General features: G+C 72.1%; 26 protein-coding genes, 1 tRNA gene, 2 pseudogenes and 1 riboswitch. Of the genes and pseudogenes, 9 read left to right on the top strand and 20 right to left on the bottom strand.

Translation table 11 applies throughout. The features are described from left to right. Positions 1–3 precede the first annotated feature (3 nt). From QE401_RS20955 to QE401_RS20925, 7 genes are all read right to left on the bottom strand, one after another. Positions 4–417: an SUF system Fe-S cluster assembly protein gene (locus QE401_RS20955; RefSeq protein WP_373461467.1), complete on the bottom strand. Its 414-nt coding sequence runs from the start codon at positions 415–417 to the stop codon at positions 4–6. Further along, a complete protein-coding gene (sufU, locus tag QE401_RS20950; protein WP_007003290.1) occupies positions 386–853 on the bottom strand; it encodes a Fe-S cluster assembly sulfur transfer protein SufU in 468 nt (155 codons plus the stop codon). The genes QE401_RS20955 and sufU overlap by 32 nt, the downstream gene beginning before the upstream one ends. Beyond that, the gene (locus QE401_RS20945) at positions 853–2,097 is read right to left on the bottom strand and encodes an aminotransferase class V-fold PLP-dependent enzyme (RefSeq protein WP_373461487.1); all 1,245 of its coding nucleotides are present in this window, start codon (positions 2,095–2,097) and stop codon (positions 853–855) included. Before QE401_RS20945 ends, sufU begins: the two co-directional genes overlap by 1 nt. Positions 2,098–2,117: 20 nt before the next feature. Next, positions 2,118–3,407, bottom strand: a complete 1,290-nt coding sequence (gene sufD, locus QE401_RS20940) for a Fe-S cluster assembly protein SufD (protein ID WP_307140033.1) — start codon at positions 3,405–3,407, stop codon at positions 2,118–2,120. Then, positions 3,404–4,147 carry a Fe-S cluster assembly ATPase SufC gene (gene sufC, locus QE401_RS20935; protein WP_307140032.1) on the bottom strand — a complete coding sequence of 248 codons (744 nt, stop codon included), beginning with the start codon at positions 4,145–4,147 and terminating at the stop codon, positions 3,404–3,406. The genes sufD and sufC overlap by 4 nt, the downstream gene beginning before the upstream one ends. Before the next feature lie 87 nt (positions 4,148–4,234). Continuing rightward, a complete protein-coding gene (sufB, locus tag QE401_RS20930) occupies positions 4,235–5,734 on the bottom strand; it encodes a Fe-S cluster assembly protein SufB (RefSeq protein ID WP_307140031.1) in 1,500 nt (499 codons plus the stop codon). Between the two features lie 11 nt (positions 5,735–5,745). Further along, positions 5,746–6,225 (bottom strand): SUF system Fe-S cluster assembly regulator, encoded by a 480-nt coding sequence (locus tag QE401_RS20925; protein ID WP_307140030.1) that lies wholly within the window; start codon positions 6,223–6,225, stop codon positions 5,746–5,748. 119 nt (positions 6,226–6,344) lie between these two features. On the opposite strand from QE401_RS20925, the gene QE401_RS20920 reads away from it, so the two are divergent. After that, a complete protein-coding gene (locus tag QE401_RS20920) occupies positions 6,345–6,992 on the top strand; it encodes an NUDIX domain-containing protein (RefSeq protein ID WP_307140029.1) in 648 nt (215 codons plus the stop codon). Positions 6,993–7,145: 153 nt separating this feature from the next. On the opposite strand, the gene QE401_RS20915 is transcribed toward QE401_RS20920, so the two are convergent. Next, positions 7,146–7,628: a peroxiredoxin gene (locus tag QE401_RS20915; protein WP_307140028.1), complete on the bottom strand. Its 483-nt coding sequence runs from the start codon at positions 7,626–7,628 to the stop codon at positions 7,146–7,148. A gap of 149 nt (positions 7,629–7,777) precedes the next feature. On the opposite strand from QE401_RS20915, the gene QE401_RS20910 reads away from it, so the two are divergent. Next, the gene (locus QE401_RS20910; protein WP_307140027.1) at positions 7,778–8,422 is read left to right on the top strand and encodes a YqgE/AlgH family protein; all 645 of its coding nucleotides are present in this window, start codon (positions 7,778–7,780) and stop codon (positions 8,420–8,422) included. Positions 8,423–8,475: 53 nt separating this feature from the next. Here QE401_RS20910 and QE401_RS20905 read toward each other — a convergent pair whose 3' ends face one another. Next, positions 8,476–9,387 carry a sensor domain-containing diguanylate cyclase gene (locus QE401_RS20905; RefSeq protein WP_307140026.1) on the bottom strand — a complete coding sequence of 304 codons (912 nt, stop codon included), beginning with the start codon at positions 9,385–9,387 and terminating at the stop codon, positions 8,476–8,478. A gap of 264 nt (positions 9,388–9,651) precedes the next feature. After that, positions 9,652–9,725, bottom strand: a tRNA-Gly gene (locus QE401_RS20900). 68 nt (positions 9,726–9,793) lie between these two features. Continuing rightward, a riboswitch (SAM riboswitch) is annotated at positions 9,794–9,872 on the top strand. 55 nt (positions 9,873–9,927) lie between these two features. Here QE401_RS20900 and metZ point away from each other — a divergent pair. From metZ to folE, 3 genes and pseudogenes are all read left to right on the top strand, one after another. Beyond that, a pseudogene (metZ, locus tag QE401_RS20895) lies at positions 9,928–11,118 on the top strand (O-succinylhomoserine sulfhydrylase); the annotation flags it as partial. 384 nt (positions 11,119–11,502) lie between these two features. Further along, the gene (gene apaG, locus QE401_RS20890) at positions 11,503–11,913 is read left to right on the top strand and encodes a Co2+/Mg2+ efflux protein ApaG (RefSeq protein WP_307140025.1); all 411 of its coding nucleotides are present in this window, start codon (positions 11,503–11,505) and stop codon (positions 11,911–11,913) included. Positions 11,914–12,037: 124 nt separating this feature from the next. After that, positions 12,038–12,670, top strand: coding sequence for a GTP cyclohydrolase I FolE (gene folE / locus QE401_RS20885; protein WP_307140280.1), 633 nt, complete (start codon positions 12,038–12,040; stop codon positions 12,668–12,670). Between the two features lie 92 nt (positions 12,671–12,762). Here the strand turns inward: folE and QE401_RS20880 are convergent, their stop codons facing one another. The 8 genes and pseudogenes from QE401_RS20880 to QE401_RS20845 form a co-directional block, all read right to left on the bottom strand. Further along, positions 12,763–13,152, bottom strand: a complete 390-nt coding sequence (locus tag QE401_RS20880) for a RidA family protein (RefSeq protein ID WP_307140024.1) — start codon at positions 13,150–13,152, stop codon at positions 12,763–12,765. A 17-nt stretch (positions 13,153–13,169) separates the two neighbouring features. Beyond that, positions 13,170–13,868: a hypothetical protein gene (locus QE401_RS20875; protein ID WP_307140023.1), complete on the bottom strand. Its 699-nt coding sequence runs from the start codon at positions 13,866–13,868 to the stop codon at positions 13,170–13,172. Positions 13,869–13,904: 36 nt separating this feature from the next. Further along, positions 13,905–14,858, bottom strand: coding sequence for an Hsp33 family molecular chaperone HslO (hslO, locus tag QE401_RS20870; protein ID WP_307140022.1), 954 nt, complete (start codon positions 14,856–14,858; stop codon positions 13,905–13,907). A 181-nt stretch (positions 14,859–15,039) separates the two neighbouring features. Further along, on the bottom strand, positions 15,040–15,528 hold the full coding sequence (locus tag QE401_RS20865; RefSeq protein ID WP_307140293.1) for a hypothetical protein: 489 nt from the start codon (positions 15,526–15,528) through the stop codon (positions 15,040–15,042). 181 nt (positions 15,529–15,709) lie between these two features. Next, positions 15,710–16,198, bottom strand: a pseudogene (locus QE401_RS20860) (FAD-dependent monooxygenase); the annotation flags it as partial. A 140-nt stretch (positions 16,199–16,338) separates the two neighbouring features. Next, complete coding sequence (locus QE401_RS20855; RefSeq protein ID WP_307140021.1) at positions 16,339–18,039, bottom strand: methyl-accepting chemotaxis protein; 1,701 nt, start codon at positions 18,037–18,039, stop codon at positions 16,339–16,341. A gap of 103 nt (positions 18,040–18,142) precedes the next feature. Next, entirely contained in the window at positions 18,143–19,039 is an 897-nt protein-coding gene (gene argF / locus QE401_RS20850) for an ornithine carbamoyltransferase (RefSeq protein WP_475638110.1), read from the bottom strand. A gap of 66 nt (positions 19,040–19,105) precedes the next feature. After that, positions 19,106–20,308 (bottom strand): aspartate aminotransferase family protein, encoded by a 1,203-nt coding sequence (locus QE401_RS20845; protein ID WP_307140020.1) that lies wholly within the window; start codon positions 20,306–20,308, stop codon positions 19,106–19,108. A gap of 198 nt (positions 20,309–20,506) precedes the next feature. On the opposite strand from QE401_RS20845, the gene QE401_RS20840 reads away from it, so the two are divergent. The 4 genes from QE401_RS20840 to QE401_RS20825 all read left to right on the top strand — a co-directional run bounded on the left by QE401_RS20840 (position 20,507) and on the right by QE401_RS20825 (position 22,841). After that, entirely contained in the window at positions 20,507–20,917 is a 411-nt protein-coding gene (locus QE401_RS20840; protein WP_307140019.1) for a hypothetical protein, read from the top strand. A gap of 262 nt (positions 20,918–21,179) precedes the next feature. Then, a complete protein-coding gene (locus QE401_RS20835) occupies positions 21,180–21,806 on the top strand; it encodes a regulatory protein RecX (RefSeq protein ID WP_307140018.1) in 627 nt (208 codons plus the stop codon). Further along, entirely contained in the window at positions 21,799–22,545 is a 747-nt protein-coding gene (locus tag QE401_RS20830; RefSeq protein ID WP_307140017.1) for an AzlC family ABC transporter permease, read from the top strand. Before QE401_RS20835 ends, QE401_RS20830 begins: the two co-directional genes overlap by 8 nt. Continuing rightward, positions 22,542–22,841 carry an AzlD family protein gene (locus QE401_RS20825; protein WP_307140016.1) on the top strand — a complete coding sequence of 100 codons (300 nt, stop codon included), beginning with the start codon at positions 22,542–22,544 and terminating at the stop codon, positions 22,839–22,841. The genes QE401_RS20830 and QE401_RS20825 overlap by 4 nt, the downstream gene beginning before the upstream one ends. Positions 22,842–23,005: 164 nt before the next feature. Here QE401_RS20825 and QE401_RS20820 read toward each other — a convergent pair whose 3' ends face one another. Both QE401_RS20820 and QE401_RS20815 read right to left on the bottom strand, forming a co-directional pair. Then, a complete protein-coding gene (locus QE401_RS20820) occupies positions 23,006–24,082 on the bottom strand; it encodes an SMP-30/gluconolactonase/LRE family protein (RefSeq protein ID WP_307140015.1) in 1,077 nt (358 codons plus the stop codon). A 116-nt stretch (positions 24,083–24,198) separates the two neighbouring features. Further along, complete coding sequence (locus tag QE401_RS20815; protein ID WP_307140014.1) at positions 24,199–24,762, bottom strand: zinc-ribbon domain-containing protein; 564 nt, start codon at positions 24,760–24,762, stop codon at positions 24,199–24,201. Positions 24,763–24,777 lie beyond the last annotated feature (15 nt).

Below are 24,777 nucleotides of genomic sequence, written 5' to 3'. Positions count from 1 at the left end.
CCCTCAGAACATGTTCAGCGCCAGCCGGGCATCCTCGCTCATGCGCGAGGGGTCCCAGGGCGGATCCCAGACGATCTCGACCGCGACATCCTTGACGCCCGGCAGCAGGCGGATCGACTCCTCCACCTGCCCCGGCAGTTCCTGCGCCGAGGGGCAGGAGGGGGTGGTCAGCGTCATCTCGACCTTGACCGTGCCGTCCTCGCCCAGCTCGATGGCGTAGACGAGGCCGAGCTCATAGATGTTCACCGGGATCTCGGGGTCGTAGACCGTGGCGATGGCGCCGATCACCGCATCCTCGCTGACGCGCGGCGTGGTCTCGCCCTCCGGCGTCCAGGCGCCATGCGCGCCCGCCACCGGGGCGGCGCTGTCCTGGGTGGGGCTGCCGTCACTCACTGCTCGCCTCCTTGCCGCTGTCATCCAGCGCGGCCACCAGCGTGTGCCAGGCGAGCGTCGCGCATTTCACCCGGCTCGGGAACTCGGCGACGCCGCCCAGCACCTGCAGCCGCTCCATCTCCTCCTCCAGCGAGGCGCCGCATTCCGGGCAATGCCCGGTCATCGCCAGCTCGCGGAATTTTCCGGCGAGCTCGCGCGCCTCGTCCTGGGTCTTGCCGCGCACCGTCTCGGTCATCAGGCTGGCGCTGGCCATGGAGATGGCGCAGCCCTTGCCCTGGAAGGCGACGTCGTCCAGCCGCCCATCGCCGGCCAGCTTCACCCACAGCTCCATGCGGTCGCCGCACATCGGGTTGTCGCCGCGGCCATGCCGGTCGGCCTCCTCCAGCCGGCGGAAATTCCGCGGCTTGCGGCCATGGTCCAGGATGACTTCCTGGTAGAGATCGCGCAGATCGTCGAACATCAGCGGAAGAACTCCCGCGCCTTGTCCAGCGCCTCGGCCAGGTAATCGACCTCCCCCTCGGTCGTGTACAGGCCGAAGGAGGCGCGGCAGGTGCTCTCGACGTTAAATCGGGCGTGCAGCGGCTCGGCGCAATGGCGACCCGAACGCACCGCGATGCCGACGCGGTCCAGCAATGTCGCCAGGTCATGCGCATGGGCGTTGTCGAGGGCGAAGGCGAAGACCCCGCCGCGATCCTGCGCCTGGCCGATCAGCCGCAGCCCTTCGATGCCCGACAGCCGGCGCATGGCGTGGTCGACCAGATGGCGCTCATGCGCCTCGATCGCCGCCATGCCGATGGCCTGCACATAGTCGATGGCGGCGTGCAGCCCGACCGCCTCGGTGATCGGCGGCGTGCCGGCCTCGAACTTCGCCGGCACCGGTGCCGGCCGGAAGCCTTCCAGCGACACCTCGGAGATCATGTCGCCGCCGCCGAGGAAGGGCGGCATCTTTTCCAGCAGCTCCATCCGGCCCCAGAGCACGCCGATGCCGGTCGGGCCGTAGAGCTTGTGGCCGGTGAAGACGTAGAAATCGCAGCCCAGCGCCTGCACATCGACCGCGCGGTGCACCGCCGCCTGGGAGCCGTCCAGCAGCAGCTTCGCGCCATAAGCATGCGCCAGCTGGGCGATGCGGGCGGCCGGCGTCACCGTGCCCAGCACATTGGACATATGGGTGACGGCGACCAGCCCGACCTTGCCATCCGCCAGCTTGGCTTCCAGATCGGTGAGGTCGAGCTCGCCGCTCTCGGTCACGCGGGCGATGCGCAGCTCGATGCCGTGGCTGTCGCGCAGCATGAACCAGGGCACGAGATTGGCGTGGTGCTCCATCTCGGAGACCAGCACCGCCTGGCCGGGCTTCAGAACGCCCCGCCCATAGGAATGCGCCACCAGGTTGATGGCGTTGGTGGAGGAGCCGGTGAAGACGATCTCCCGCTCCGTCGCCGCGCCGAGGAAACCGGCCACGGCGTGGCGCGCCGCCTCATAGGCCTCGGTCGCGCTTTCGGAGAGGAAATAGGCGCCGCGATGCACATTGGCATAGCGGCGCTCCAGCAGCCCGGTCATCGCCTCGATCACCTGGCGCGGCTTCTGGGCGGAGGCGCCGGAATCGAGGAACACCAGATCCTTGCCGCGGATCTTCTGCGACAGGATCGGGAAATCCTGGCGGATGCGGGCGACATCGAAGCCGCCCGCCGCCACTGGCGCTCCCACCGGGGCCGCCGCGGCGCTGGTCACGCCACCTTCTCCCACCAGCCGGCCACCACCTCGGAGAGCGCGGCGCGCGCCGTCTCATCGGCGACACCCTCGACGGCTTCCAGCAGGAAGGCCTCGATCAGCATGGCGCGGGCGGTCTCTTCCGGGATGCCGCGGGCGCGCAGATAGAAAAGCTGCGCCTCGTCCAGCTCGCCCACCGTGGCGCCATGGCTGCACTTCACATCGTCGGCGTAGATTTCCAGCTGCGGCTTGCTGTCGATCTCGGCCTGGTCGGAGAGCAGCAGCGCCTGGTTCATCTGGTAGCCATCGGTGCGCTGGGCGACCTGATGGACATGGATCTTGCCCTGGAACACGCCGCGCGACTTGCCGGACAGCACCGTCTTCACCGTCTGGCGGCTCGGGCAATCCGGCGCCGCATGGTCGAGGAAGGTGGTGCAATCGCCATGCTGGCCATCCGCCAGCAGCTGCGCGCCGTTCAGATGCGCCGCCGCCTTCGGCCCCGCCAGCACCACATGCGCCTCGGAGCGCGACAGCTTCGCACCGGCATGCAGCAGGAAGCTGTCATAGGTGCCCTCGGCCTCGACGCGGGCGAAGGTGGTGGCCAGGTGCACGCCGCTCAGCGCCTCCTGCTGCAGGCGGGCATGGGTGACATGCGCCTTCGCACCGACGATGAACTCCCAGACCGGGCTGTGCAGGGTGCGGCTTTCCGTGCCGCCCACGCCATGACCCCAGGCGCGCTCGATCAGCACCAGCTTCGCGCCCTCGGCCAGCCGCACCAGATGGCGCGGATGCGCGGCGACCGGCCGGTCGGCCAGCGTCACATGCAGCACCTCGACCACCCCGCCATCCACGCCGGGGCCGAGATCGATCAGCGCGCCATCCTCGAACAGCGCGGTGTTCAGCGCCACCAGCGGCAGGTCGTCGATGCGCGCGACGCTGCCCAGCAGCCCCTCGGCCGCCGGCAGATTGGCGGCCAGGCTGCGGGCCGGCGCGTCGGCATCCGACAGGTCGGCGCGGTAGCGGCCATCGACGAAGACGATGCGCTTCGGCGCGGCTGCGCGCGGCAGGGGCAGCGCGCCATCGACCGGCGTCAGCGGCTCGGCGAAGCCGGCCTGCGCCACGGGGGCGAGGTCGGTGTATTTCCAGGCCTCGACCCGGCGCGTCGGCAGGCCGAGCGTGCGGAAGGCCTCGATGCCACGCTCGCGCAGCGCGGTGAGCCAGGGCAGGCCCTGGCCCGGCAGCCGCGCGCGCAGCCCTTCATAGCGGTGCAGGAAGCCGGCGGCCCCCGTCAGGACCGGCGCGCTCATGCCGCCTGCACCGAGCCGTAGCCCGAGGCCTCCAGCTGATGCGCCAGTTCCGGCCCGCCGGTCTGCACGATGCGGCCGCCCATCAGGACGTGCACCTTGTCCGGCACGATGTAGTCGAGCAGGCGCTGATAATGGGTGATCACCAGCGAGGAGAAGTTGGGCCCGCGCATGGCGTTGACGCCATCGGCCACGATCTTCAGCGCGTCGATGTCGAGGCCGGAATCGGTCTCGTCCAGGATGGCCAGGCTCGGGTTGAGCAGCGCCATCTGCAGCACCTCGTTGCGCTTCTTCTCGCCGCCGGAGAAGCCGACATTGACGCCGCGCTTCAGCATGTCCTCCGGCATCGACAGCGCCTTCATGCGGGCGCGCGCCACCTTCAGGAACTGCATCGCGTCCAGCTCCGGCTCGCCCTTGGAGCGGCGGATGGCGTTCAGCGCGGTGCGCAGGAAATTGGCATTGCCCACCCCCGGCAGCTCGACCGGATACTGGAAGGCCAGGAACAGGCCGGTGGCCGCGCGCTCCTCCGGCTCCATCGCCAGCAGGTCCTGGCCGTGGAAGGTCACGCTGCCGCCGGTGATCTCATAGCCCTCGCGCCCGGCCAGCACATAGGAGAGCGTCGACTTGCCCGAGCCGTTCGGGCCCATGATGGCGTGGATCTCGCCCGCCGGCACTTCGAGATCGATCCCCTTCAGGATCTCCTTGCCCTCGACCTCGGCGCGCAGCCCTTCAATCTTCAACATCTTTTTTCAGTTCCGTCCTCAAGGGGGCGCTGGCAGGCGCCACCCGTGCAGCTTCGCGATCAATGGCGCGGAAGGCGCCGGAATTCTTCAGCCGACCGAGCCTTCGAGGCTGATCTGCAGCAGCTTCTGCGCCTCGACCGCGAACTCCATCGGCAGCTCCTTCAGCACCTCGCGGCAGAAGCCGTTGACGATGAGGCCGACCGCGTCCTCCTCGGACAGGCCACGCTGGCGGCAGTAGAAGAGCTGGTCCTCGGCGATGCGGCTGGTCGTCGCCTCATGCTCGACCTTCGCCGTCATGCAGCGATTCTCGATATAGGGCACGGTGTGCGCGCCGCACTGATCGCCGATCAGCAGGGAGTCGCACTGGGTGAAGTTGCGCGCGCCGGACGCCTTCGGGCTGATCTTGACCAGGCCGCGATAGGTGTTCTGCCCGAAGCCCGCGCTGATCCCCTTGGAGATGATGGTCGAGCGCGTGTTCTTGCCGATATGGAACATCTTGGTCCCGGTATCGGCCTGCTGGCGGTTGTTGGTGATGGCGACGCTGTAGAATTCGCCGACCGATTCATCGCCCTGCAGGATGCAGGAAGGATACTTCCAGGTGATGGACGACCCCGTCTCCACCTGCGTCCAGCTGATCTTGGAGCGCTTGCCGCGGCAGGCGCCGCGCTTGGTGACGAAGTTGTAGATGCCACCCCGGCCGTTCTCGTCGCCCGGATACCAGTTCTGCACCGTGCTGTACTTGATCGAGGCGTCGTCCAGCGCCACCAGCTCGACCACCGCCGCGTGCAGCTGGTTCTCGTCGCGCATCGGCGCCGTGCAGCCCTCCAGATAGGAGACGCTGGAGCCTTCCTCGGCGATGATCAGCGTGCGCTCGAACTGGCCGGTGCTCTTGGCGTTGATGCGGAAATAGGTCGACAGCTCCATCGGGCATTTCACGCCCTTCGGGATGTAGACGAAGCTGCCATCGGTGAAGACGGCGGAGTTCAGCGCGGCAAAGAAATTGTCGCCCTGTGGCACCACGCTGCCCAGATACTGCCGCACCAGCTCGGGGTGCTCCTGCACCGCCTCGGAGATGGCGCAGAAGACAATGCCCTCCTTCGCCAGCCGGTCCTTGTAGGAGGTGGCGACGGAGACGCTGTCGAACACCGCATCGACGGCCACCGGCATGCGCCCGCCCTCGGCCGGGGTGTCCCCCGCGCCCTCGACGCCCGCCAGGATCGCCTGCTCCTTCAGCGGAATGCCGAGCTTCTCATAGGTGCGCAGCAGCTCGGGATCGACCTCGTCGAGCGACTTCGGCTTCACCTTCTGCTTCGGCGCCGCGTAGTAATAGGCATCCTGGTAATCGATCGGCGGGTAGGAGACGGCGGGCCAGCGCGGCTCCTCCATCGTCTTCCACAGCGCGAAGGCCTTCAGCCGCCATTCCAGCAGCCATGCCGGCTCGTTCTTCTTCGCGCTGATGAAGCGAACGATGTCCTCGTTCAGCCCCTTGGGCGCGAACTCCATATCGATCTCGGTCTCGAACCCATATTTGTAGGTTCCCTGGGTGACCGACTGGACGGCGTCGATGGTCTCGGTGACGGCAGGCATTGGTCGTGATCCTACTCAGCGGCCGGCAGGGAGGCCGATAGGGCGGACAGAGCGGCGGAGACGGCCGGGCGGCGGCAGCCAGTGGCGCTGCGCGGCGCGGCGATATCGGCCACGGAAATGGCGGAGAGGGCGGCGCGGATCGCCTCGTTCACCGGGTCCCAGCGGCCGCGCACGGGGCAGAGCCCCTCGGCCTCGCAGCCCCCGGTCGCGCCATCCACGCAGGCGGTCAGCGCGATCGGGCCATCGATGGCGCAGATCACCTCCGATAGCGGGATCGAGGAGAGCGGACGCGCCAGGCGGTAGCCGCCGCGCGCCCCGCGCAAGCCCTCGACCAGCGACGCATGGCCCAGATGCTTCAGCACCTTGGCCACCGTCGGCTCGGCAATGCCGGTCGCCGCCGCCAGGCCCGGCGCGGTCTGCACCCCGCCCTCGGCCTCCAGCCGCGCCAGTACCACCACGGCGTAATCGGTGAGTTTCGACAGCCGCAACACGCGGACCTTCTCCTCAAAGCGGACCGTTCTTGTCCGCTTTCGGCAGATGCGCCCGGCCCCCTCGAATGTCAAGAAGTTGGCATCTTTCCGGCGCGCCCGCGCGGTGCAAGGCTGATGCCATGTCGCCGCTCCCCAGCGCCCCGGCGCAGCCCGCCGCCCCCCGCGCCCGCCCCGCCTTCCCGCGCCACGCCGCCAGCCTGCTGCTCTGGCGCCGCCGCCAGGATGGCACGGTGGAGCTGCTGATGGGGCTGCGCGCCGCCGGGCACCGCTTCATGCCCAACCGGCTGGTCTTCCCCGGCGGGCGCGTCGACCTCGGCGACCGCACCGCCCCCGCCGCCACCGAGCTGCGCCCCGAAACCCGCGCCGCCCTGGAACGCCGCGCCCCGCCCCGCCTGGCCCGGGCGCTGGCCATCGCCGCGGCGCGCGAGCTGCAGGAAGAGACCGGCCTGCGCCTCGGCGCCACGGCGCCGGAGCTGGACGCCTTCGCCTATCTCTGCCGCGCGGTGACCCCGCCGGTCAGCCCCATCCGCTTCAACGCCCGCTTCCTGATCGCTCCCGCCGAACGCGCCAGCGGCCGGCTCGAAGGCTCGGGCGAGCTGGAGGATCTGGCCTGGCATCCGCTGGACGGGCTGCTGGCCCTGCCCGTGGCGCCCATCACCGCGCGGGTGCTGGGCGAGTTCCGCCTCTGGCTGGCCCAGCCGGAGGAGACCCGCCACACCCTCCCCCTGATCTGGTACCGCGGCCGCGAAACCCGCCTCATAGAATAAGGCTTTTATTTCTGTCGGGCTGCCGCCGCCTCGTGGGGAAGCGGGACGCGGCACTCGGCCGCATCGCTGGTGGAACCGGCGCAACAGAAAGGGCGCGCCCCGCAGGACGCGCCCCGACCCTCGCGGGGGCACCGCCCCCGCACCTGAAAAAAATCAGAGGGCGGCGAGCACGGCTTCGGCGCTGGACACCTCGAAGGCACCCGGCGCCTCGACCGCCACATGCGCCACCTTGCCGTCCTTGGCCACCAGCACGAAGCGCTGGCAGCGCACGCCCAGGCCGCGCGCCGTCAGGTCGAATTCCAGCCCCAGCGCGCGGGTGAAGGCGGCCGCGCCATCGGCGATCATCACCACCCGGTCCTCGACACCCTGGTCCTTGGCCCAGGCATTCATCACGAAGGCATCGTTCACCGCCATGCAAGCCACGGTGTCGACACCCTTGGCCTTCAGCGCCTCCAGATTCTGCAGGAAGCCCGGCATGTGGCGGGCCGAGCAGGTCGGCGTGAAGGCGCCCGGCACGCCGAACAGCACCACCGTCTTGGCCCCGAACAGCGCCTCGGTGGAGAGCTCGCGCGGGCCCTCGGCGGTGGCCTGGGTCAGCGTCTGGGCGGGAATCGAATCGCCGGTCTGGATGGTCATGGCTGCGTGTCCTCCTGCGGAGGCACCGGCATTTCACGCCGTGGCGCGGCCTGTCAACGGCCCGGCCCGGGCTGGCGCCCGGCACCGCCTCGGCGCGGCGCCCGCGAGATGCTTGCGCGCCGGCCGCCCCCCCGCCATTTTGATTCGCCATGGCACGACGCGCACGCGAGGACGAAATTCCCGAGGCTTTCGGCGGCCGCTCCCGGGCCGCGCGGGGCGAGGACGGCCCCCTGTTGCAGGCGGGCTATCTGGGCGGGCAGCTGCTGATCGCCATGCCCGGCATGCAGGATCCGCGCTTCGTCCGCTCGGTCATCTGCCTCTGCGCGCATTCGGCCGATGGCGCCATGGGCATCGTGCTGAACAAGCCGCTCGACAATCTGAGCTTCGAGGAGCTGCTGCGCCAGCTGGAGGTCGAGCCCACGCCGCCGCAGCGGCAGATCCGGCTGATGGCCGGCGGCCCGGTCGAGGGCGGGCGCGGCTTCGTGCTGCACACCACCGACTGGTCCAGCGAGGGCAGCCTGAAGGTGACGGGCGAGCTGGCGCTGACCGCCAGCGTCGACATCCTGAAGGCGATCGCCGGCGGCGGCGGCCCGCGCCTCGGCCTGCTGGCGCTGGGCTATGCCGGCTGGGGCCCCGGCCAGCTGGAGGACGAGATCCAGCGCAATGCCTGGCTCAGCGTGCCGGCCGATGAGGCGCTGCTGTTCGAGGGCCCGCCGGACGACAAATGGCGCCTGGCCCTGGCCAAGCTGCGGGTCGACCCGCTGCTGCTCTCCGGCAGCGCCGGCCACGCCTGAGGCGCGGCGCGGCCCGCCAGAGGGCCAGCCGCCCCTGCCTCTCCTCTCCTGCTTCAGCCGGTCTCGGCCCAGCGCCAGCTGCCCTTGCCGGCGCGCTTGGCGCGGTACAGCGCGGCATCCGCGGCGCGATAGGCCTGGGAGAAATCCGCCCGCCCCGGCGCCACCCGCACCAGCCCCAGCGACACGTCCAGCCGGTGCCCGTCCAGCCCCGGCAGCGGCGCGCGGATCGCCTCGCGCAGCCGGGCGCAGACCGCCTCGGCCGAGGCGGTGTCGGAAGGCGGGCCCATCAGCAGGGCGAATTCATCGCCGCCGAGGCGGCAGACCAGATCCTCCTTCCGCAGCAGCCCGCGCAGCCGCGTGGCCACCTGGCGCAGCACCGCATCCCCCGCCTCGTGCCCGTAGCGGTCATTCACCGGCTTGAAATCGTCGAGGTCGAGCAGCGCCAGCACCGCCGGGCCCTCGCCCGGGCGCGACGCCGAATCTTCCCAGCGCTGCTTCAGCTGGCGGCGATTGGGCAGGCCGGTCAGGCAATCCTCATGCGCGAAATGCCAGGCCGCCTGCTCGGCCTGCTTGCGCAGCGTGATGTCGTCGAAGGTCGCGATGCCGATGCCGATATCGTAGAGCACGATGCCCCGGTGCAGCACGGTGCGGGAGCTGCCATCGGCGCAGCGCAGCTCCAGCTCGATATCCTCGACCATGGCATGGCCGCTGCGGCGGGCCTTCCACAGCACCTCCCACAGCGCGCGGGCGCTGTCGCGATCCTGCTCGCGCGGATAGGCGCGGGAGATCCAGTCCTCGACCCCCGAGAAATCCTCGACCGCATAGCCGAAGCAGCGGCGGAAGGCCTGGTTCATGAAGCGGATGCGGCCATCCGGCAGCGTCGCCCAGCTGAGCGGCACCGGGACGGCGTCCAGAATCAGCCGCAGCTCTTCCGATGTCAGGGCGCGGCCGGCCGCGTCGATCAAGGCCGCACTGGTCAGATCGGCCCGGGCGGAAGCGGCGCGCGGGCCGGTTGCCCTGCCAGCGGAAGCCCTGTCCGCGGCAGCCCTGGCCAGGGCCACCTTCGACAGCAGCCCGGGAAACGGATTATCGACCACACGCGGCACATCCCTCATTTCCATGCGCGGATAACGCAGGATGCGCCGCCTCCGGTTAGCAAGGGCTGAACCGATACGCCCGACCAACAGATCGGCGCAAAGGGGCGGTCTATAAGGGGTTTTGCAGGTGTCTGGAGCGGGCGAAGGGAATCGAACCCTCGTCACTTGGTTGGGAACCAAGAGCTCTACCATTGAGCTACGCCCGCCTCGGCGCCGCTTTTAGCCTGCCCTTGTGCCCTCGGCAAGCCGGGCGTAAGGTCCGCCCCGTCCCGCCAGGCGGGGCGCTCGCGATTTGTCCGGCCAGCTTGCGGCGAGCATAAACAACCGCGCTAAACGGCCGTGCGGGGGGCGTGCGCGTGCCCCGCCGACCGGGCCGGGTCGTTGCCAGATCCGAGAGTCGCCCGCCCGATGGCCAAGCCCAGTTCCGACCGACCGCTGCGCCCCGCCACCCTTCTGGTCCGCGGCGGGCAGATGCGCAGCAATTTCGACGAAACCTCCGAGACGCTCTACCTGACCTCGGGCTTCGCCTATGACAGCGCGCTGCAGGCCGAGCAGACCTTCACCGGCGAGGTCAGCCATTTCCAGTATTCCCGCTTCGGCAACCCGACGGTTCAGATGCTGGAGAACCGCCTCGCCGCGCTCGAAGGCGCCGAGGCCTGTCGCGCGACGCCGACCGGCATGGCCGCGGTGCACGCCGCGCTGCTGTCGCATCTGAAGGCCGGCGACCGGGTGGTGGCCGCCCGCGCCCTGTTCGGCTCCTGCCACTGGATCATCTCCACCCTGCTGCCGCGCTACGGCATCGAGACGGAGTTCGTCGACGGTGCCGACCTGAAGCAGTGGAAGGCCGCCTTCCGCCGGCCCTGCCAGGCGGTGCTGCTGGAGACCCCCTCCAACCCGATGCTGGAACTGGTCGACCTCAAGGCGGTCTGCGACCTGGCGCATGAGGCCGGCGCCATCGTCGTGGTCGACAATGTCTTCGCCACACCCCTGCTGCAGAAGCCGCTGAAGCTCGGCGCCGATGTGGTGGTCTATTCCGCCACCAAGCATTTCGACGGCCAGGGCCGCGTCCTCGGCGGCGCCGTGCTCGGCGCGAAGAAATGGGTCGAGGAGGTGCTGCAGCCCTTCACCCGCAACACCGGCGCCTCGATCTCCCCCTTCAACGCCTGGGTCATCCTGAAGGGGCTGGAGACGCTGCATCTGCGCGTGCACGCCATGTGCCGCAGCGCCACCACCATCGCCCAGATGCTGGAGGAGCGGGCCGAGGTGGCGCGCGTCTGCTACCCCTACCTCGCCAGCCATCCGCAATACGCGCTGGCCAAGCAGCAGATGTCGGGCGGCGGCACGCTGGTCAGCTTCGAGCTGAAGGGCGGCAAGGAGGCGGCCTTCCGCTTCATGGACGCGCTGCGGGTCATCGACATCTCCAACAATCTGGGCGACGCCAAGAGCCTGATCACCCACCCCGCCACCACCACCCATATGCGGGTGCCGGCGGAGGAGCGGGCCAAGCTCGGCATCGGCGAGGGCGCGGTGCGGCTCTCGGTCGGGCTCGAGGATGTCGAGGATCTGGTCGAGGACATCGCCGCCGCGCTGGACGCGGTGGCCGGCAACCCGGCGCCGCGCCGGAAGCCGCTGGCGCGGCTGGTGGTGGAGGACAGCGTGGCGCCCGCCGCCAGGCCCGCCACGGCCAAGCCCGCCGCCCCCAGGCCGGCCAAGGCCAAGGCGGCGCCGGCCAAGGCCAAGCCTGCCGCCGCCAGGCCCGTCCCGGCGCAGCCGGAGGCGGCGGCGCCGGCCGAGCCGGCCAAGCCGCGCGCCCGCAAGCCGGCCGAGCCCGACCTCTTCGCCGAGACGGCGCCGCGCAAGCGCCGCTGACCGCAGCCGCCCGCCGGCGCGCCGCGGTCGCGGGCGGTCCTTCGGGGCCGCCCCGCCACCGCCGGCCCGCCTGCGGGCTTGCCAGAGCGGCGCCGTGCCGCGCAGGGTTAGGCCATGTCGCAACCGCCCCTCTTCACCGCCACCACGCACGAGATCCGCGTCTCGGTGCGCGCCTTCTATCTCGAGGACCAGTCGAACCCCGAGCAGTCGCATTTCGTCTGGGCCTATCGGGTGACGATCGAGAATCTCGGCCAGCGCACCGTGCAGCTGCTCAGGCGGAGCTGGCAGATCACCGACGCCCAGGGGCGCATGCAGCAGGTGCACGGCCCCGGCGTGGTGGGGGAACAGCCGGTGCTGGAAGCGGGCGAGAGCTTCGAATACACCTCCGGCACGCCGCTCTCGACGCCGTCGGGCTTCATGCGCGGCACCTACCACATGGTCGAGACCGCCAGCGGCGAGGCCTTCGACATCGCCATCCCCGCCTTCAGCCTGGACAGCCCGCACCAGACCGGCGCGATGCACTGAGGCGCGAGGCCGCGCCGCGGGCAGGACTGGCCTGCTTCTTTGCCCATTGCCCTGGCGCGCCGCCTTGCCATCTGATGCGGCAGCGCGCCCATTCCCGATGATGCACCGGAACTCCGCCTTGAACATGCCCCTGCCGCCCGCCGCCAAGCGGGCCCTGCCCGATGTCACCGCCCCCCGCCCGAGCCGGGAGGCGGCCGAGGAGGCGGTGCGCACCCTGCTGCTCTGGGCCGGCGACGACCCGGAGCGCGAGGGGCTGCGGGACACGCCGGCGCGGGTGGCGCGGGCCTATGAGGAATTCTTCTCCGGCTACCAGGAGGACCCGGTGGCGCTGCTCGCCCGCTCCTTCGAGGAGACGGAGGGCTATGACGAGATGGTGGTGCTGCGCGACATCCGCGTGGAGAGCCATTGCGAGCACCACATGGTGCCGATCATCGGCCGCGCCCATGTCGCCTACCTGCCCTCCGGCCGGGTGGTCGGCATCAGCAAGCTGGCCCGGGTGGTCGAGGCCTATGCCCGCCGCCTGCAGATCCAGGAGAAGCTGACGGCGCAGATCGCCAACTCGATCCAGGAGGTGCTGCAGCCGCGCGGCGTCGCCGTGGTGATCGAGGCCAGCCACCAATGCATGACCACCCGCGGCGTGCACAAGCCGGGGGTCAGCATGATCACCAGCCGCATGCTGGGCGCCTTCCGCGAGGATGCCGGGCTGCGCCGGGAATTCCTCGCCATGACGCGCGGGGCGCCGGCGCCCGAGGCCTGAAGGCTTGAGGGGGCTTTGCCCCCTCAGGCTCCCCCATTCTTTCCCTTGGGCAGGGGACGGGGTCCCCTGCACCCGCCTTTAGTCGCCCGCCTTCAATCGATGGCCTCGGCCTCGACTTCCACCACCAGGCGGGGGTCGGCCAGCCCCGCCACGATCATCAGCGTGCTGCAGGGCCTGTGCGCGCCGAAGGCGGCGTTGCGCGCCTGGCGCCATTCCGGCAGCAGGGCACGGTCGGTCAGCAGCACCAGCACCCGCACAACCTGCCCGGGGCGCATCGCATGCGCCGCCAGCACGGCCTGCAGATTCGCCAGCGCCTGGGCCATCTGCGCGGCCGGTGCCTCGGGCACCGTGCCGTCCGCGCGCTGGCCGATCTGGCCGCTGATGACCAGCCGCCGGCCCGCGCCCTGGATCAGCGCCGCCTGGGAATAGGGGCCCATCGGCGCCGGCACGCCCTCCGGGTCGGAAAACCGGATCTCCGCCATGTCCTGCCGCCCCCGGTTCAGCTGCCGGGACGCGAAAGATTCTCCTGCTGCACCGGGCCGGGCAGCGGGGCGGCGGGCGGGCCGCTCATGATCCAGTCGCGCAGGTTGCGGCGCAGCTGGAACTCGAACTCGACATTCAAATCGTCCATCGCCTGGCGGACGATCTGGTCGGCATTGCGGCTGCGGCTGGCCTGGCCGTCATCGATCAGCGTGGCGCTGCGGCGCACCTCGGCCTCGGCGAAGCCGACGCGGCGGCCATCATTGCCCAGCACCTCGACACGGACGCGGATCACCACCGTCAGCCGCTCGGTGCGCTGGCTGAACAGACCGCCGCCATCGGCGGTCTCCCGCGTCAGCACGGCATTGTCGACCAGGAAGCGGGCGCGGCCGGTGGTGCCGACGGCGCTCAGCCGCTCCCGCCCCATGCGCGCCGCCTGGGTGGCGGGGGAGAGCGGCGCCGGCGGATCGGCGCGCATGGCGGCGGGCTCCACCACCTCGACCTCCAGCACGTTCAGCCGCAGCGGCGTCAGATAGGCATAGCCCGGCGGCGCGGCGAGCACCGGCGGCGCCTCGCCACCGCCCCCGCAGGCGGCCAGCAGCAGGGGGGCCAGCAGCAGCGCGGCGCGGCGCGGCAGGCGGCCGGGCGCGCGGCGCCCCCCCGGATCCTCGGCTGGGCTGCGGGCTGGGCGTTCCGTCAGGCGCTCGGTCGGCGTCATGCTGCTGCTACTCCCCCGTCTGCTTGCGGACCGTCCTCAGCCGCGCCCTGCCGCCTGCACCTCGTCCCGCTCGAAGCGGAAGCCGACATTGCAGAACTCGCAGGTCATGGTGATGACCCCGTCCTCGGCCATGTGGTCCAGATCATCCGCCCCGAAGCCGGACAGCACGGAGGCCAGCCGGGCGCGGGAGCAACGGCACCCATAGGACAGCGGACGCGGCCGGTCGAGCGCCAGCCCCTCGGCATGGAACAGCCGGTAGAGCAGACGGTCGGGCGGCAGGTTGTCGTCCAGCAGCTCCGCCTCGGTGATGGTGCCGGCCAGCGCCAGCGCCGTCTCCCAGGCATCCTGCTGCGCCGTGGCGTCCAGCTCCGGCCCGATGCCGCCGGCCCCGGCCACCCGCTCCAGGATCAGCGCGGCGGCGCGCCAGCCGGATTGCGTACGCGCGGCGGCCAGCCAGACGCGGCTGTCCAGCTGCTCCGAGGTCTCGAAATACTGGCCGGTCATCTGCGCCAGGGTCTCGCCCTCGATGGCGACGATGCCCTGGTAGCGGTCCATGTCCGGCCCCTGGTCGCAGGTGAAGGCCAGATAGCCGCTGCCCAGCAGCGCGGCGGCGCTCTCGGCGCCTTCCGGCAGCGCCTCGGCGCGGGCATAGCCGCGCAGCGCGCCGGCCTCGGTGCAATCGGCCAGCAGCATGGCGACGGGGCCGTCGCCCTTGGCCTGCAGGCTGAAGCTGCCCTGGAATTTCAGCGCCGCGGCCAGGCCCGCGGTCAGCGCCAGCGCCTGGCCGAGCAGCGCCGAGACCGGCTCGGGATTGTCGTGCCGGGCCAGCAGCGCCTCGGCCAGCGGGCCGAGGCGCACCAGCCGGCCGCGCACCGGCTTCTGCTCCAGATGGAAGGGCTGCACGCCGCGCGGCACCGTCAGATGCGGCACCGGCGGGCGGTCATGGTTGAGGAAATCGGGGGTGGCGGAGGGTTCGGTCGGATCGGTCACGCGGCAGGGGTCTCGGTACGAAAACGGCCCGGGGCATGCGCGCCCGCTTCAGGCAGGCGATCACGGGGGCCGGGCGTCGGTGGGAAGGGATGCGCTTCTGAGGGCGCGTCCCTGCCTAGATAGTGCGTCCCGGCCCGCTCTGCGACCCGCCCCCGCCATGCTCCTCCCCCAGGCGGCGCCCTCAGGCGGCGCGGGTCTGCATCAGGTGGGAGACGATGCGCTGCTGCACCGGGCGCAGATGGTTGCCCAGCCGCAGCGCCATGTTGCGCAGCAGCCGCGCCGGCGCCGTGTCCTCGGTGTAGAGCAGCGCGGTCGCGTTGGTGGCCAGGTAGAGCGGCCGCGTGGCGCGGCGATGCGCCACCGCGTAGCGCCGCAGCAGGTCGGGGGCGCCGATGTCGCGCCCGGCGGCCAGGGCGCCGCGGATCTCGCGCGCCAGGATCTCCTGCCCGCTCAGGCCGAAATTGAAGCCATGCGCCGTCACCGGATGCATGCCGACCGCCGTGTCGCCCAGCAGGGCGGCGCGGGTGGCGGCGAAGCGCTCGGCATAGACGGCGACCAGCGGATAGACATGGCGGGTGCTGACCAGCTCCATGGCGCCCAGGCGCTGGCGGTAGCGGCGGGCGATCTCCGGGCCGAACTCGGCCTCCGGCAGCGCCTCCAGCCGCGCCATCTCCTCCGGCCGGCAGGGTGATGACGGCCGAGGATTCGCGCCCGTTCAGCGGCAGCATGGCGATGGTCTGGCCATAGTCGAACCATTCGGTGGCGACACCCTGGTGCGGCGCCTCGTGCCGCAGCCGGCAGACCATCATGCGCTTGCCGAAATCCCGCGTCTCGGCGCCGATGCCGAGCGCGCGGCGCGCCATCGAGAAGCGGCTATCGGCGGCGACCAGCAGGCGCGCCCGCAGGCTGCGGCCATCCTGCAGGGTCAGCTCCACCCGCTCGACATCGGTGCGCAGGCTGGCCACGCCGGTGCCGGCCAGCAGCGTCACCTCCTTCGCGGCGGTGGCGGTGCGGTAGAGGGCGCGGCGGATGGCGTGGTTGGAGACCAGCTTGCCCAGCTCGGCCTCGGCGCGGCCGCTGGTGTCGAAGCGCAGCGCATAGGCCGAGCCGCCATTCAGCACCCGCGCCTCGCGCAGCGGCGAGATGCTCTCCTCCGGGATCAGCGCCCACGCCCCCATCGCGCGCAGCAGCGCCTGGGAATGGTGGGTGAGCGCGATCTCCCGCCCGTCGAAGCCGGCCTGTTGCAGCGCCGCCTCCGGCTGCTTCTCGACCACCGCGACGGAGAGCCCGGTGCCGGAGAGGGAGGTGGCCAGCGCCAGCCCGGCCGGACCGCCGCCCATGATCGCGATATCGAACTGCATCTGCGCTGCCTTCTGCGTCCTGGCCGATAGGTAGGCCCGCCGCCGGGTTTCGGGAAGGGCGCCGCGCGCCCCGGGGCGGGCGGGCAGCCCCCGCCCCGCCCGGCGCGGATGCCCCCGGCTCAGGCGGCGCGCAGCCGCTGCACCACGCCGGACAGCTCGCCCTGCAGCGCCGCGCCCTGGCGGCCCACCGCCTCGGCCGCGTGGCGCACATCGCCCAGCGCGGCGGCGGCGGCCTCGACATGCTCGGTCAGTCCCAGCGTGCTCTGCGCCGCGCCCTCGGTGCCCTGGGCGGCGGCGGCGGCGTTGCGGGCGATCTCCCGCGTCGCCGCCCCCTGCTCCTCCACGGCGGCGGCGATGGCCGCGGTCACCTCGCCCATGCGCGCCACCGCCTCGGCGATGCCGCGCACGGCGGTGACCGCCTCGGCCGTGGCACCGCGCATGGCGCCGATCTGGGCGGAGATCTCCTCGGTGGCGCGGGCGGTCTGGCTGGCCAGCGTCTTCACCTCCGAGGCGACGACGGCGAAGCCCTTGCCGGCCTCCCCGGCGCGGGCCGCCTCGATCGTGGCGTTCAGCGCCAGCAGATTGGTCTGGCCGGCGATGTCGGCGATGAGGCGCACCACATCGCCGATGCGGTCGGCGGCGGCGGCGAGCCCGGCCACGGTGGCGTCCGAGGCGCCGGCGGCGGTGACGGCGCGCTGCGCCATCTGCGCCCCCTCGCTGACGCGGCGGTTGATCTCGGCGATGCTGCTGGCCAGCTGCTCGGCCGCCGCCGCCACCGCCTGGACGTTCTGGGTGGCGCCGCGGGCGCGCTCGGCCACCTGGCCGGCATCGCGCTGCGCCTGGGTGGTGCCCTCGGCCAGCAGGGCGGCGGCGGTGTTCAGCCGGCCGGTCTCATCGGCCAGGCCGCGCGCCACGCCGCCCACCGCCTGCTCGATCTCGCCGGCCAGGCCCTGCTGCATCTGCCGCCGCTCGGCGCGCGACCGCTCGCGCGCCGCCTCGGCCTCCGCCTCCAGCGCGCGGGCCTGGCGGCCGCGCTCGGCCAGGCGCTGCACGGCGCGGCCGATCTCGCCCAGCAGGTCGCGCCGGTCGGTGCAGGGCGGGTCGAGATCCAGCCGGCCCTCGGAGATGTCGTGCACCGCGCGCGCCAGGCCGCGCAGCGGGCGCAGCGCCAGCCGCGTCGCCAGCCAGGCCAGCAGCCCGATCACCAGCATCACCGCGCCGCCGACGATCAGCCCCTGCTGCTGCAGCTCGGCGGTCTGCGCCTGCACGGCGGAGAGCGGCTGGCCGACGAAGAACAGGCCGATGACGCGGCCGGAGGCGTCGCGGATCGGCTCATAGATGGTCTGGTGCTCGCTGCCCAGGATCTGCGCCACGCCGCGATAGGCCTCGCCGCGGCGGAACACCGCGTCATAGGCCGGGCCGGGCGCCAGTTTGGTGCCGACGGCGCGGCCGCCATCCGGGCGCAGCACATTGGTGGCGATGCGGGTGTCGCCGGCGAACAGGGTGGCGACGCCGCCGGTGATGCTCTTCACCGTGTCCACCACCTCGTTGCGGCCGTTCAGCGGCTGGCCGCCCAGCAGCAGCCGGTCGCCCTCCAGGCGCCATTCGCTGCCCTGCTGCGCCAGCAGCGCCTTCAGCATGCCGAGATTGCCCTCCAGCCGCTGCTGCGAGCGCTCCAGCATGCTCTCGCGCACCTCCGCGGTGAGGGCGACGGCGACGGCGCCGGCGGCGACCAGCACGGAAAGGAGGGTGACAGAGAGCAGACAGCTCACCACGCCGAAGCGGCGCGGCAGGCCAGCAAACCAGCGGAGCAGGGGCATGGGCGGGTTTCCCGGGGCAAGGAAACCCTCCTAATCGCCAAGCGATATTACCATGCTGTTAATTACAGCGCCGGAACCAGGCATCCGGCGCCGCCGGCCGGGGCTAGAGCCCGGCCAGCGCCCAGAGCAGCACGCCATTCTGCGCGTGCAGCCGGTTCTCCGCCTCGTCGAACACCACGCTCTGCGGCCCCTCGATCACCTCCTCGGTGATCTCCTCGCCGCGATGCGCGGGCAGGCAATGCATCACCAGCGCCTCGGGCTTGGCATGCTTCAGCAGCGCCGCGTTCAGCTGGTAGGGGGCGAGCAGGTTGTGGCGGGCGGAGGGCCCATCCTCCTTCTCGTCCGACATGGAGACCCAGGTGTCGGTCACCACGCAATCGGCGCCGCGCACCGCCTCCACCGGGTCGGAGGTCAGCTCGACCCGCGCCCCCTCGCGCCGCGCCCAGTCGACCAGCTGGGCCGGCGGCGCCAGCTCCGGCGGTGTCGCCAGCCGCAGGATGAAGCCGAAGCGCGCGGCCGCCTGGATGAAGCTCTGCGCGACATTGTTGCCATCGCCGGTCCAGGCGAAGACCTTGCCGGCGACCGGGCCGCGATGCTCCTCGAAGGTGAGGATGTCGGCCATCAGCTGGCAGGGGTGGGAGACATCGGTCAGCCCGTTGATCACCGGCACGGTGGCGTGCTCGGCCAGGCCGCGCAGCTTCGCCACGCTGTCGGTGCGCAGCATGATGGCGTCCACATAGCGCGACAGCACGCGCGCCGTGTCCGCCACGCTCTCGCCGCGGCCGAGCTGCATGTCGCGGGCGGAGAGCACCACGGCATGGCCGCCGAGCTTCTGGATGCCGACCTCGAAGGAGACGCGGGTGCGGGTCGAGGGCTTCTCGAAGATCAGCGCCACCGACTTGCCGGCCAGCGGCTTCTCCGGCACGCGGCCGGCCTTGGCGTCGGCCGCCAGCTGCAGCATGTGGCGCAGCGCGGCGGGTTCGAAATCCGACAGTTCCAGTCAGGAAATGCCGGGGGGGCTTCGCAGCCCCCCCGTCACGCGCCGGTCCGGACTGGATCGGCGAACTCACTTGGCGGCCACCTTCGCCTGCGAGGGGGTGACGCGGCGCAGCGCGCGGTCGAGCATCTCGATCGCCTGATCCACCTCGGCCTCGGTGATGATCAGCGAGGGCGCGACGCGCAGCACATTCTGCCCCGCCGCCACCGTCAGCAGGCCTTCCGCCACCGCGGCCGCCTGCAGCTCGGTGTTGGTCACCTCCGGCAGCAGCTGCAGGCCGAGCAGCAGCCCGGCGCCGCGCACGCCCGAGGTCACCCCCGGATGGCGCGCGGCGAGATCCTGCATCGAACGCCAGAGATGGCGGGCGACGCGGTCCACCTGCTCCAGGAAGCCCGGCGCCAGGATGACGTCGAGCACCGCATTGCCGGCGGCGCAGGCCAGCGGGTTGCCGCCATAGGTGGTGCCATGGGTGCCCGGCTTCAGATACTGGGCCACCTTCTCCTTCGCCAGGATGGCGCCGAGCGGGAAGCCGCCGCCGATGCCCTTGGCCGAGGACATCACATCCGGCTCGATCCCGGCCCATTGATGCGCCCAGAGCTTGCCGGAGCGGCCCATGCCGGTCTGCACCTCGTCCAGCGCCAGCAGCAGGCCGAACTCGTCGCAGACGGCGCGCAGCTCGCGCAGGAAGCGCAGCTCGGCCGGGCGCACGCCGCCCTCGCCCTGGATCGGCTCGATCATGATGGCCGCGGTGTTCGGGCCGATGGCGTCGCGCACCGCGTTCATGTTGCCGAAGGGGATGTGGTCGAACCCCTCCGGCGCCGGGCCGAAGCCCTCCAGGTATTTCGGGTTGCCGGTGGCCGCCAGCGCCGCGAGGGTGCGGCCGTGGAAGGCGCCCTCGAAGCAGATGAAGCGGAACTTCTCCGGATGGCCGTTCTCCGCATGGTATTTGCGGACGGCCTTCATCATGCCCTCATTCGCCTCGGCGCCCGAGTTGCAGAAGAAGACGCTGTCGGCGAAGGAGGTCTCGACCAGCCGCGCCGCCAGGCGCTCGGCCTGCGGCACGCGGTAGAGGTTGGAGACGTGCATCACCTTGGCCGCCTGCTCGGCGACGGTCTGCACCAGATGCGGATGCGCATGCCCGATGCTGGTGGTGGCGATGCCGCTGCCGAAATCCAGGAATCGTCGGCCATCCACCGTCCACAGCCAGGCGCCCTCGCCCCGCTCGAAAGCGAGGTCGGCACGGTTGTAGGTCGGCATCAGGGCGGGGATCACGCGAGTCTTTCTCCGGATCTTTCCGCGGCCCGCGCGCCTGTCGCGCGGCGTCCACGCGGAAAGACCCACAGTGACGCAAACCGCCGCACCGGTCAAAGGCAGGCATGGCGTTTTCCCGCAACCCGCGCCGGATCCGCGCCGTTACCCCGCCGAGATGCCCTTGCGCCCCGTGCGCAACGATCACCGAGGAGGATGTTCATGCGGAGTTCGATGCTCGCCCTCACTGCCGCCGCCCTGATCGGGCTCAGCGGCGCCGCCTTCGCGCAAGGCGCCGGCAGCCCGGGCTCGGGCTCCGGCCCCACCGCCGGCCAGCCCAATCTGAGCGGCAACACCAGCGGCGGCGCCACCAGCAGCACCCCCGCCCCGGGCAGCACCGTGACCACCCAGCCCACCGCGCCCTCCTCGCAGGGCGCCAGCCCGCCGACCGTCGGCGGCTCGCAGCCCGGCACGCCGGCGCCGGTGCAGTCCGGCAACCCGTCGCCGACGCCCGAGCGCCCGGCGCCGCAGAGCACCACCACCGGCCAGGCCGGCGCCAACGCCCCGGTGATGACCCCGGGCACCGGCGCGCCGACGCCGCCGAACGCCCAGTCCGGCCATCCGCGCCCGTAAGCGCGGCCAAGCCGAGGCGGCCTGACCGGCCGGCGTCCCCCTGGGGCGCCGGCCTTTTTTCATGATTGTCTCCGCAGGGGGGCTTTGCCGGGGGAGCGCATCGCCGCCAGGGCATGCCAGCCCCGGCCGCGCCGGCGGGCCTGGGCGGATGGGCGCGCCGCCCGCGCCATGGCACAGTGCCGGCATGGATGAGCGGGAGGACGCGCCAGGGGACCCCGCCCCGGCGCCGCGGCGATCGGGGATGGAGCGGGACGGCCCGGGCATGGAGCAGCGCGCCGCGCGCGGCCGCCAGGCCAGGCGCCCGAGCGGCCCGCCCGCCGCCGGGCGACCGCCCGACGCGGCCGCGCTGCGCGAGGCGGCGCTGGCGCATCTGGCGCGCTTCGCCGCCACCGAGGCCGGGCTCGCCCGCGTGCTGCAGCGGCGCATCGACCGCTGGGCCCGCCGCGCCGAGGCCGAGGGCCAGCCGCCCGAGCGCATCGCCGCCGTGACCGGCCCGGCCCGCGAAGCGGTGGCCGGGATCGCCCGCCGCCTGGCCGCCGCCGGCGCGGTGGACGACACCGCCTATGCCGCCTCCCGCGCGCGGCGGCTGGCGCAATCCGGCCGCTCCACCCGCGCCATCCGCGCGCATCTGGCCGCCAAGGGCGTGCCCGCCGCCACCGCCGCCGGCGTGCTGGAGGAAAATCCGCCGGATGAGCTGGCGGCCGCGCTGGCGCAGCTGCGCCGCCGCCGCGCCGGCCCCTTCGCGCCCGAGCCGCCCTCGCCCGAGGCGCGGCTGAAGGCGCTCGGCGCGCTGGCCCGCGCCGGCTTCGCCCGCGAGGTCGCGCAGCGCGCGCTCGACCTGCCGCCCGAGGAGGCCGAGGCGCGGCTGCTGGAGGCCCGCCGTGGCTGAGCCCGCACCGGCAACGACCGGCGCCGCCGCGCCGCGCGGCCCGGTGGTGTTCACCCGCGCCGGGGTGTGGCGCGGCGTGCGCACCGCCCTGCCGCTGTGGATCGGGCTGCTGCCCTTCGGCCTGGTGGTCGGCGTGCTCTCCGCCGGCAAGGGGCTGACGCTCGCCGAGACGGCGCTGATGTCGATGATCGTCTATGCCGGCGCCTCGCAGCTCCTGGCCCTCGAGCTCTGGGCCGATCCGGCGCCGATCCTGGCGGTGACGCTGGCGGCGGCGGTGGTGAATATCCGCCTGGCGCCGATGGGCGCGGCTTTGGCCCCCTGGCTGGACCGGCTGCGCGGCCTGCGGCTCTGGGGCACGCTGGCGACGCTGGTCGACCATTCCTTCGCGCTGGGTGTAGCCGAGCAGCGGGCGGGCGGGCGCGATGCGGGCTATCTGCTCGGCATCGGCCTGTCGCTGTGGTTCGCCTGGCAGCTGGCCAGCATCGCCGGCCATGTGCTGGGCAACAGCGTGGCGCTGCCGCCGGGGCATCCGCTGTTCTTTGGCGGCATCGCCGCCTTCAGCGGGCTGCTGGTGCCGCTGTGGCGCGGCGCGCGGCGCGACCTCGCCCCCTGGGCGCTGGCCGGGGCGGTGGCGGTGGCGGCGCAGCGCCTCGGCCTGCCGCAGCCGCTGCCGCTGCTCTTTGGCGCGCTGTCCGGCGCGGCGCTGGCCGCCTGGCTGGAAGGGCGCGCGGCGCGATGAGATGGGACGTCCTGCTGGCCATCCTCTGCATGGCCGTCGTCACCTATGCCTGCCGCGCCGGCGGCTATGCGGTGCTGCGCGCGGTGCGGCCGCCGCCCTTCGTCGACGCCATGCTGCGCAATCTGCCGGGGCCGATCTTCACCGCCTATGTGGCGCTGGCGCTGGACCGCATCGGCTGGGTCGGCGTGCTGGGCAGCGCCGCGGTGGTGCTGGTGCAATGGCGCACCGGGCATCTCAGCGCCTCGATCCTGGCCGGCATCGGGGCGGTGTGGCTGGCGCAGGTTTTTTTCGGATAGCGCCTGCTTGAGAGGGGCTTTGCCCCTCTCACTCCCCACCAAAGGCCTGAGGCCTTTGGAAACCCATCTGTTGGAACTTTACTGAAGGCGGGTGCAGGGGACCCTTGTCCCCTGCCCAAGGGAAAGAAATGGGGGAGTTTGAGGGGGCAAAGCCCCCTCAACCTTCACACCGCGCCATGCGCCTCGACATAGAGCGCGTAGAGCGAGTGGCTCGACGTCATGTAGAGCCGGTTGTTCTTCGGCCCGCCGAAGCAGAGATTGGCGCAGCGCTCCGGCAGGCGGATGAAGCCGATCGGCTTGCCCTGCGCATTGAAGATCTTGACGCCGTCCAGATCCTCCGGCTTGCCGCGCAGCTCGTGCACGGCGCGGCCATTGACCTGGCGCGGCTCCGCCTCCAGCGCGCCATTGCTGCCCCAGCCGCACCAGAGATTGCCGTCGCGGTCGACGCGGAACCCGTCCAGCGCGCCCTGGTCGCTGGCATCGATCAGCTTGGTCTTGTTCGACAGCGCGCCACCGGCGCCGACATCATAGCTCCAGATGCTGCGGTTCGGCGTGCCGCGCCATTCGACGACATAGAGCTTGCTCTCATCGGGCGAGAAGGCGAGGCCGTTCGGGTTCACCAGATCGGTGATGACGGCGGCGATCTTTCCGTCCGCGCCGATGCGGTAGACATTGGTCGTCGCCTGTTCCGGCCGGGCGCGGCTGCCCTCCCATTCGCCATTGATGCCGAAGAGCGGGTCGGTGAACCAGATCGTCTCGTCCGAGCGCACCACGATGTCGTTCGGCGCGTTCAGCCGCTTGCCCTCATAGCTGTCGGCCAGCACGGTGATGCTGCCATCGCGCTCGGTGCGGGTGACGCGGCGCGTCACCGAATGCTCGCAGGTGACGAGCCGGCCCTGCCGGTCGCGCGCATTGCCATTGGCGTAGTTGGCGCCGGCGCGGAAGACGGTGAAGCTGCCATCCTTCTCGTCGAACTTCATGATGCGGTTGTTCGGGATGTCGCTGCAGAGCAGGTAGCCGCCCTCGGGGAAATAGACCGGCCCCTCGGCCCAGCGCATGCCGCTCGCCACCTGCTCCAGCGTCGAGCTGTAGATGCGGTAGCGCGCGAAGCTGGGGTCGAGGATCTGCACCGCCGGGTCCGGGTAGCGCTGGTTCGGCGTGAAGGGGAAGCTCTGCGCCGCGGCACCGCTGGCCAGCAGCGCGCCGCCGGCCCCGAGCAGGCCGCGCCTCGTCATCGTCATGGCTTGTTTCCTCCGTGCGGCTGGGCGCCGCCCTGGGGCCGGAGGCTCGCACCCGGCGCCGGCCGGGGTCAATTCGTCAGATGACCTGACGAGGCAGAAAATGCCCCGGTGGCGCCTCAGCCGCCCAGCAGCTGGTAGAGGCGCCGCATGGGCGGCCAGGCGGCGGCGATCGGCCCCCGCCAATGCCACAGCGCCCCGAGCGCGGCCGCCAGCAGCAGCAGGGAGAGCAGCCAGGCCAGGCCGGCGCCGCGCGGCGGCGCGCTGACCGGGGTGGGCACCGGCACCGGCAGGTTCTGGCTGGGCCGCGCCGGCGGCGGCGCGGCTGGCGAGGGCGAGGCTGGCGAAGACGCGGCTGGCGGCGCGGCGGCAGCGGCCGGGCCGGTGGCGGCCTGCTGGCGCGGCGTCGCGGCCCGGGCGGTCTCCGGCGCCGCATCCTGCCGCCCGGCGGCCTCCGCCCCTGCCCTCTGCGGCGCGCGCCCCTCGCCCGCGGGTTCCGCCTTGTCGGCCAGGCCGAAGGAGGGGCGGATCGGCGGCATCTCGGTGCGCGGCAGGGCGCGCGGCGGCGCCGGCAGCGGCACCCAGCCATGGCCGCAGCGGACGCAGCGGACCAGCCGGCCGGGGGCGACCAGCGACTCCGGCACCTCATAGGCGGCGGCGCAATCCGGGCATTGAAGACGCATGCAGCGGGCTATGCC

Source organism: Pseudoroseomonas cervicalis, from assembly GCF_030818485.1.
Lineage (GTDB): Bacteria > Pseudomonadota > Alphaproteobacteria > Acetobacterales > Acetobacteraceae > Pseudoroseomonas > Pseudoroseomonas cervicalis_A.
The sequence above is the reverse complement of the archived record's forward strand: the minus strand, read 5'-3'. Positions and strand labels throughout refer to the sequence as shown.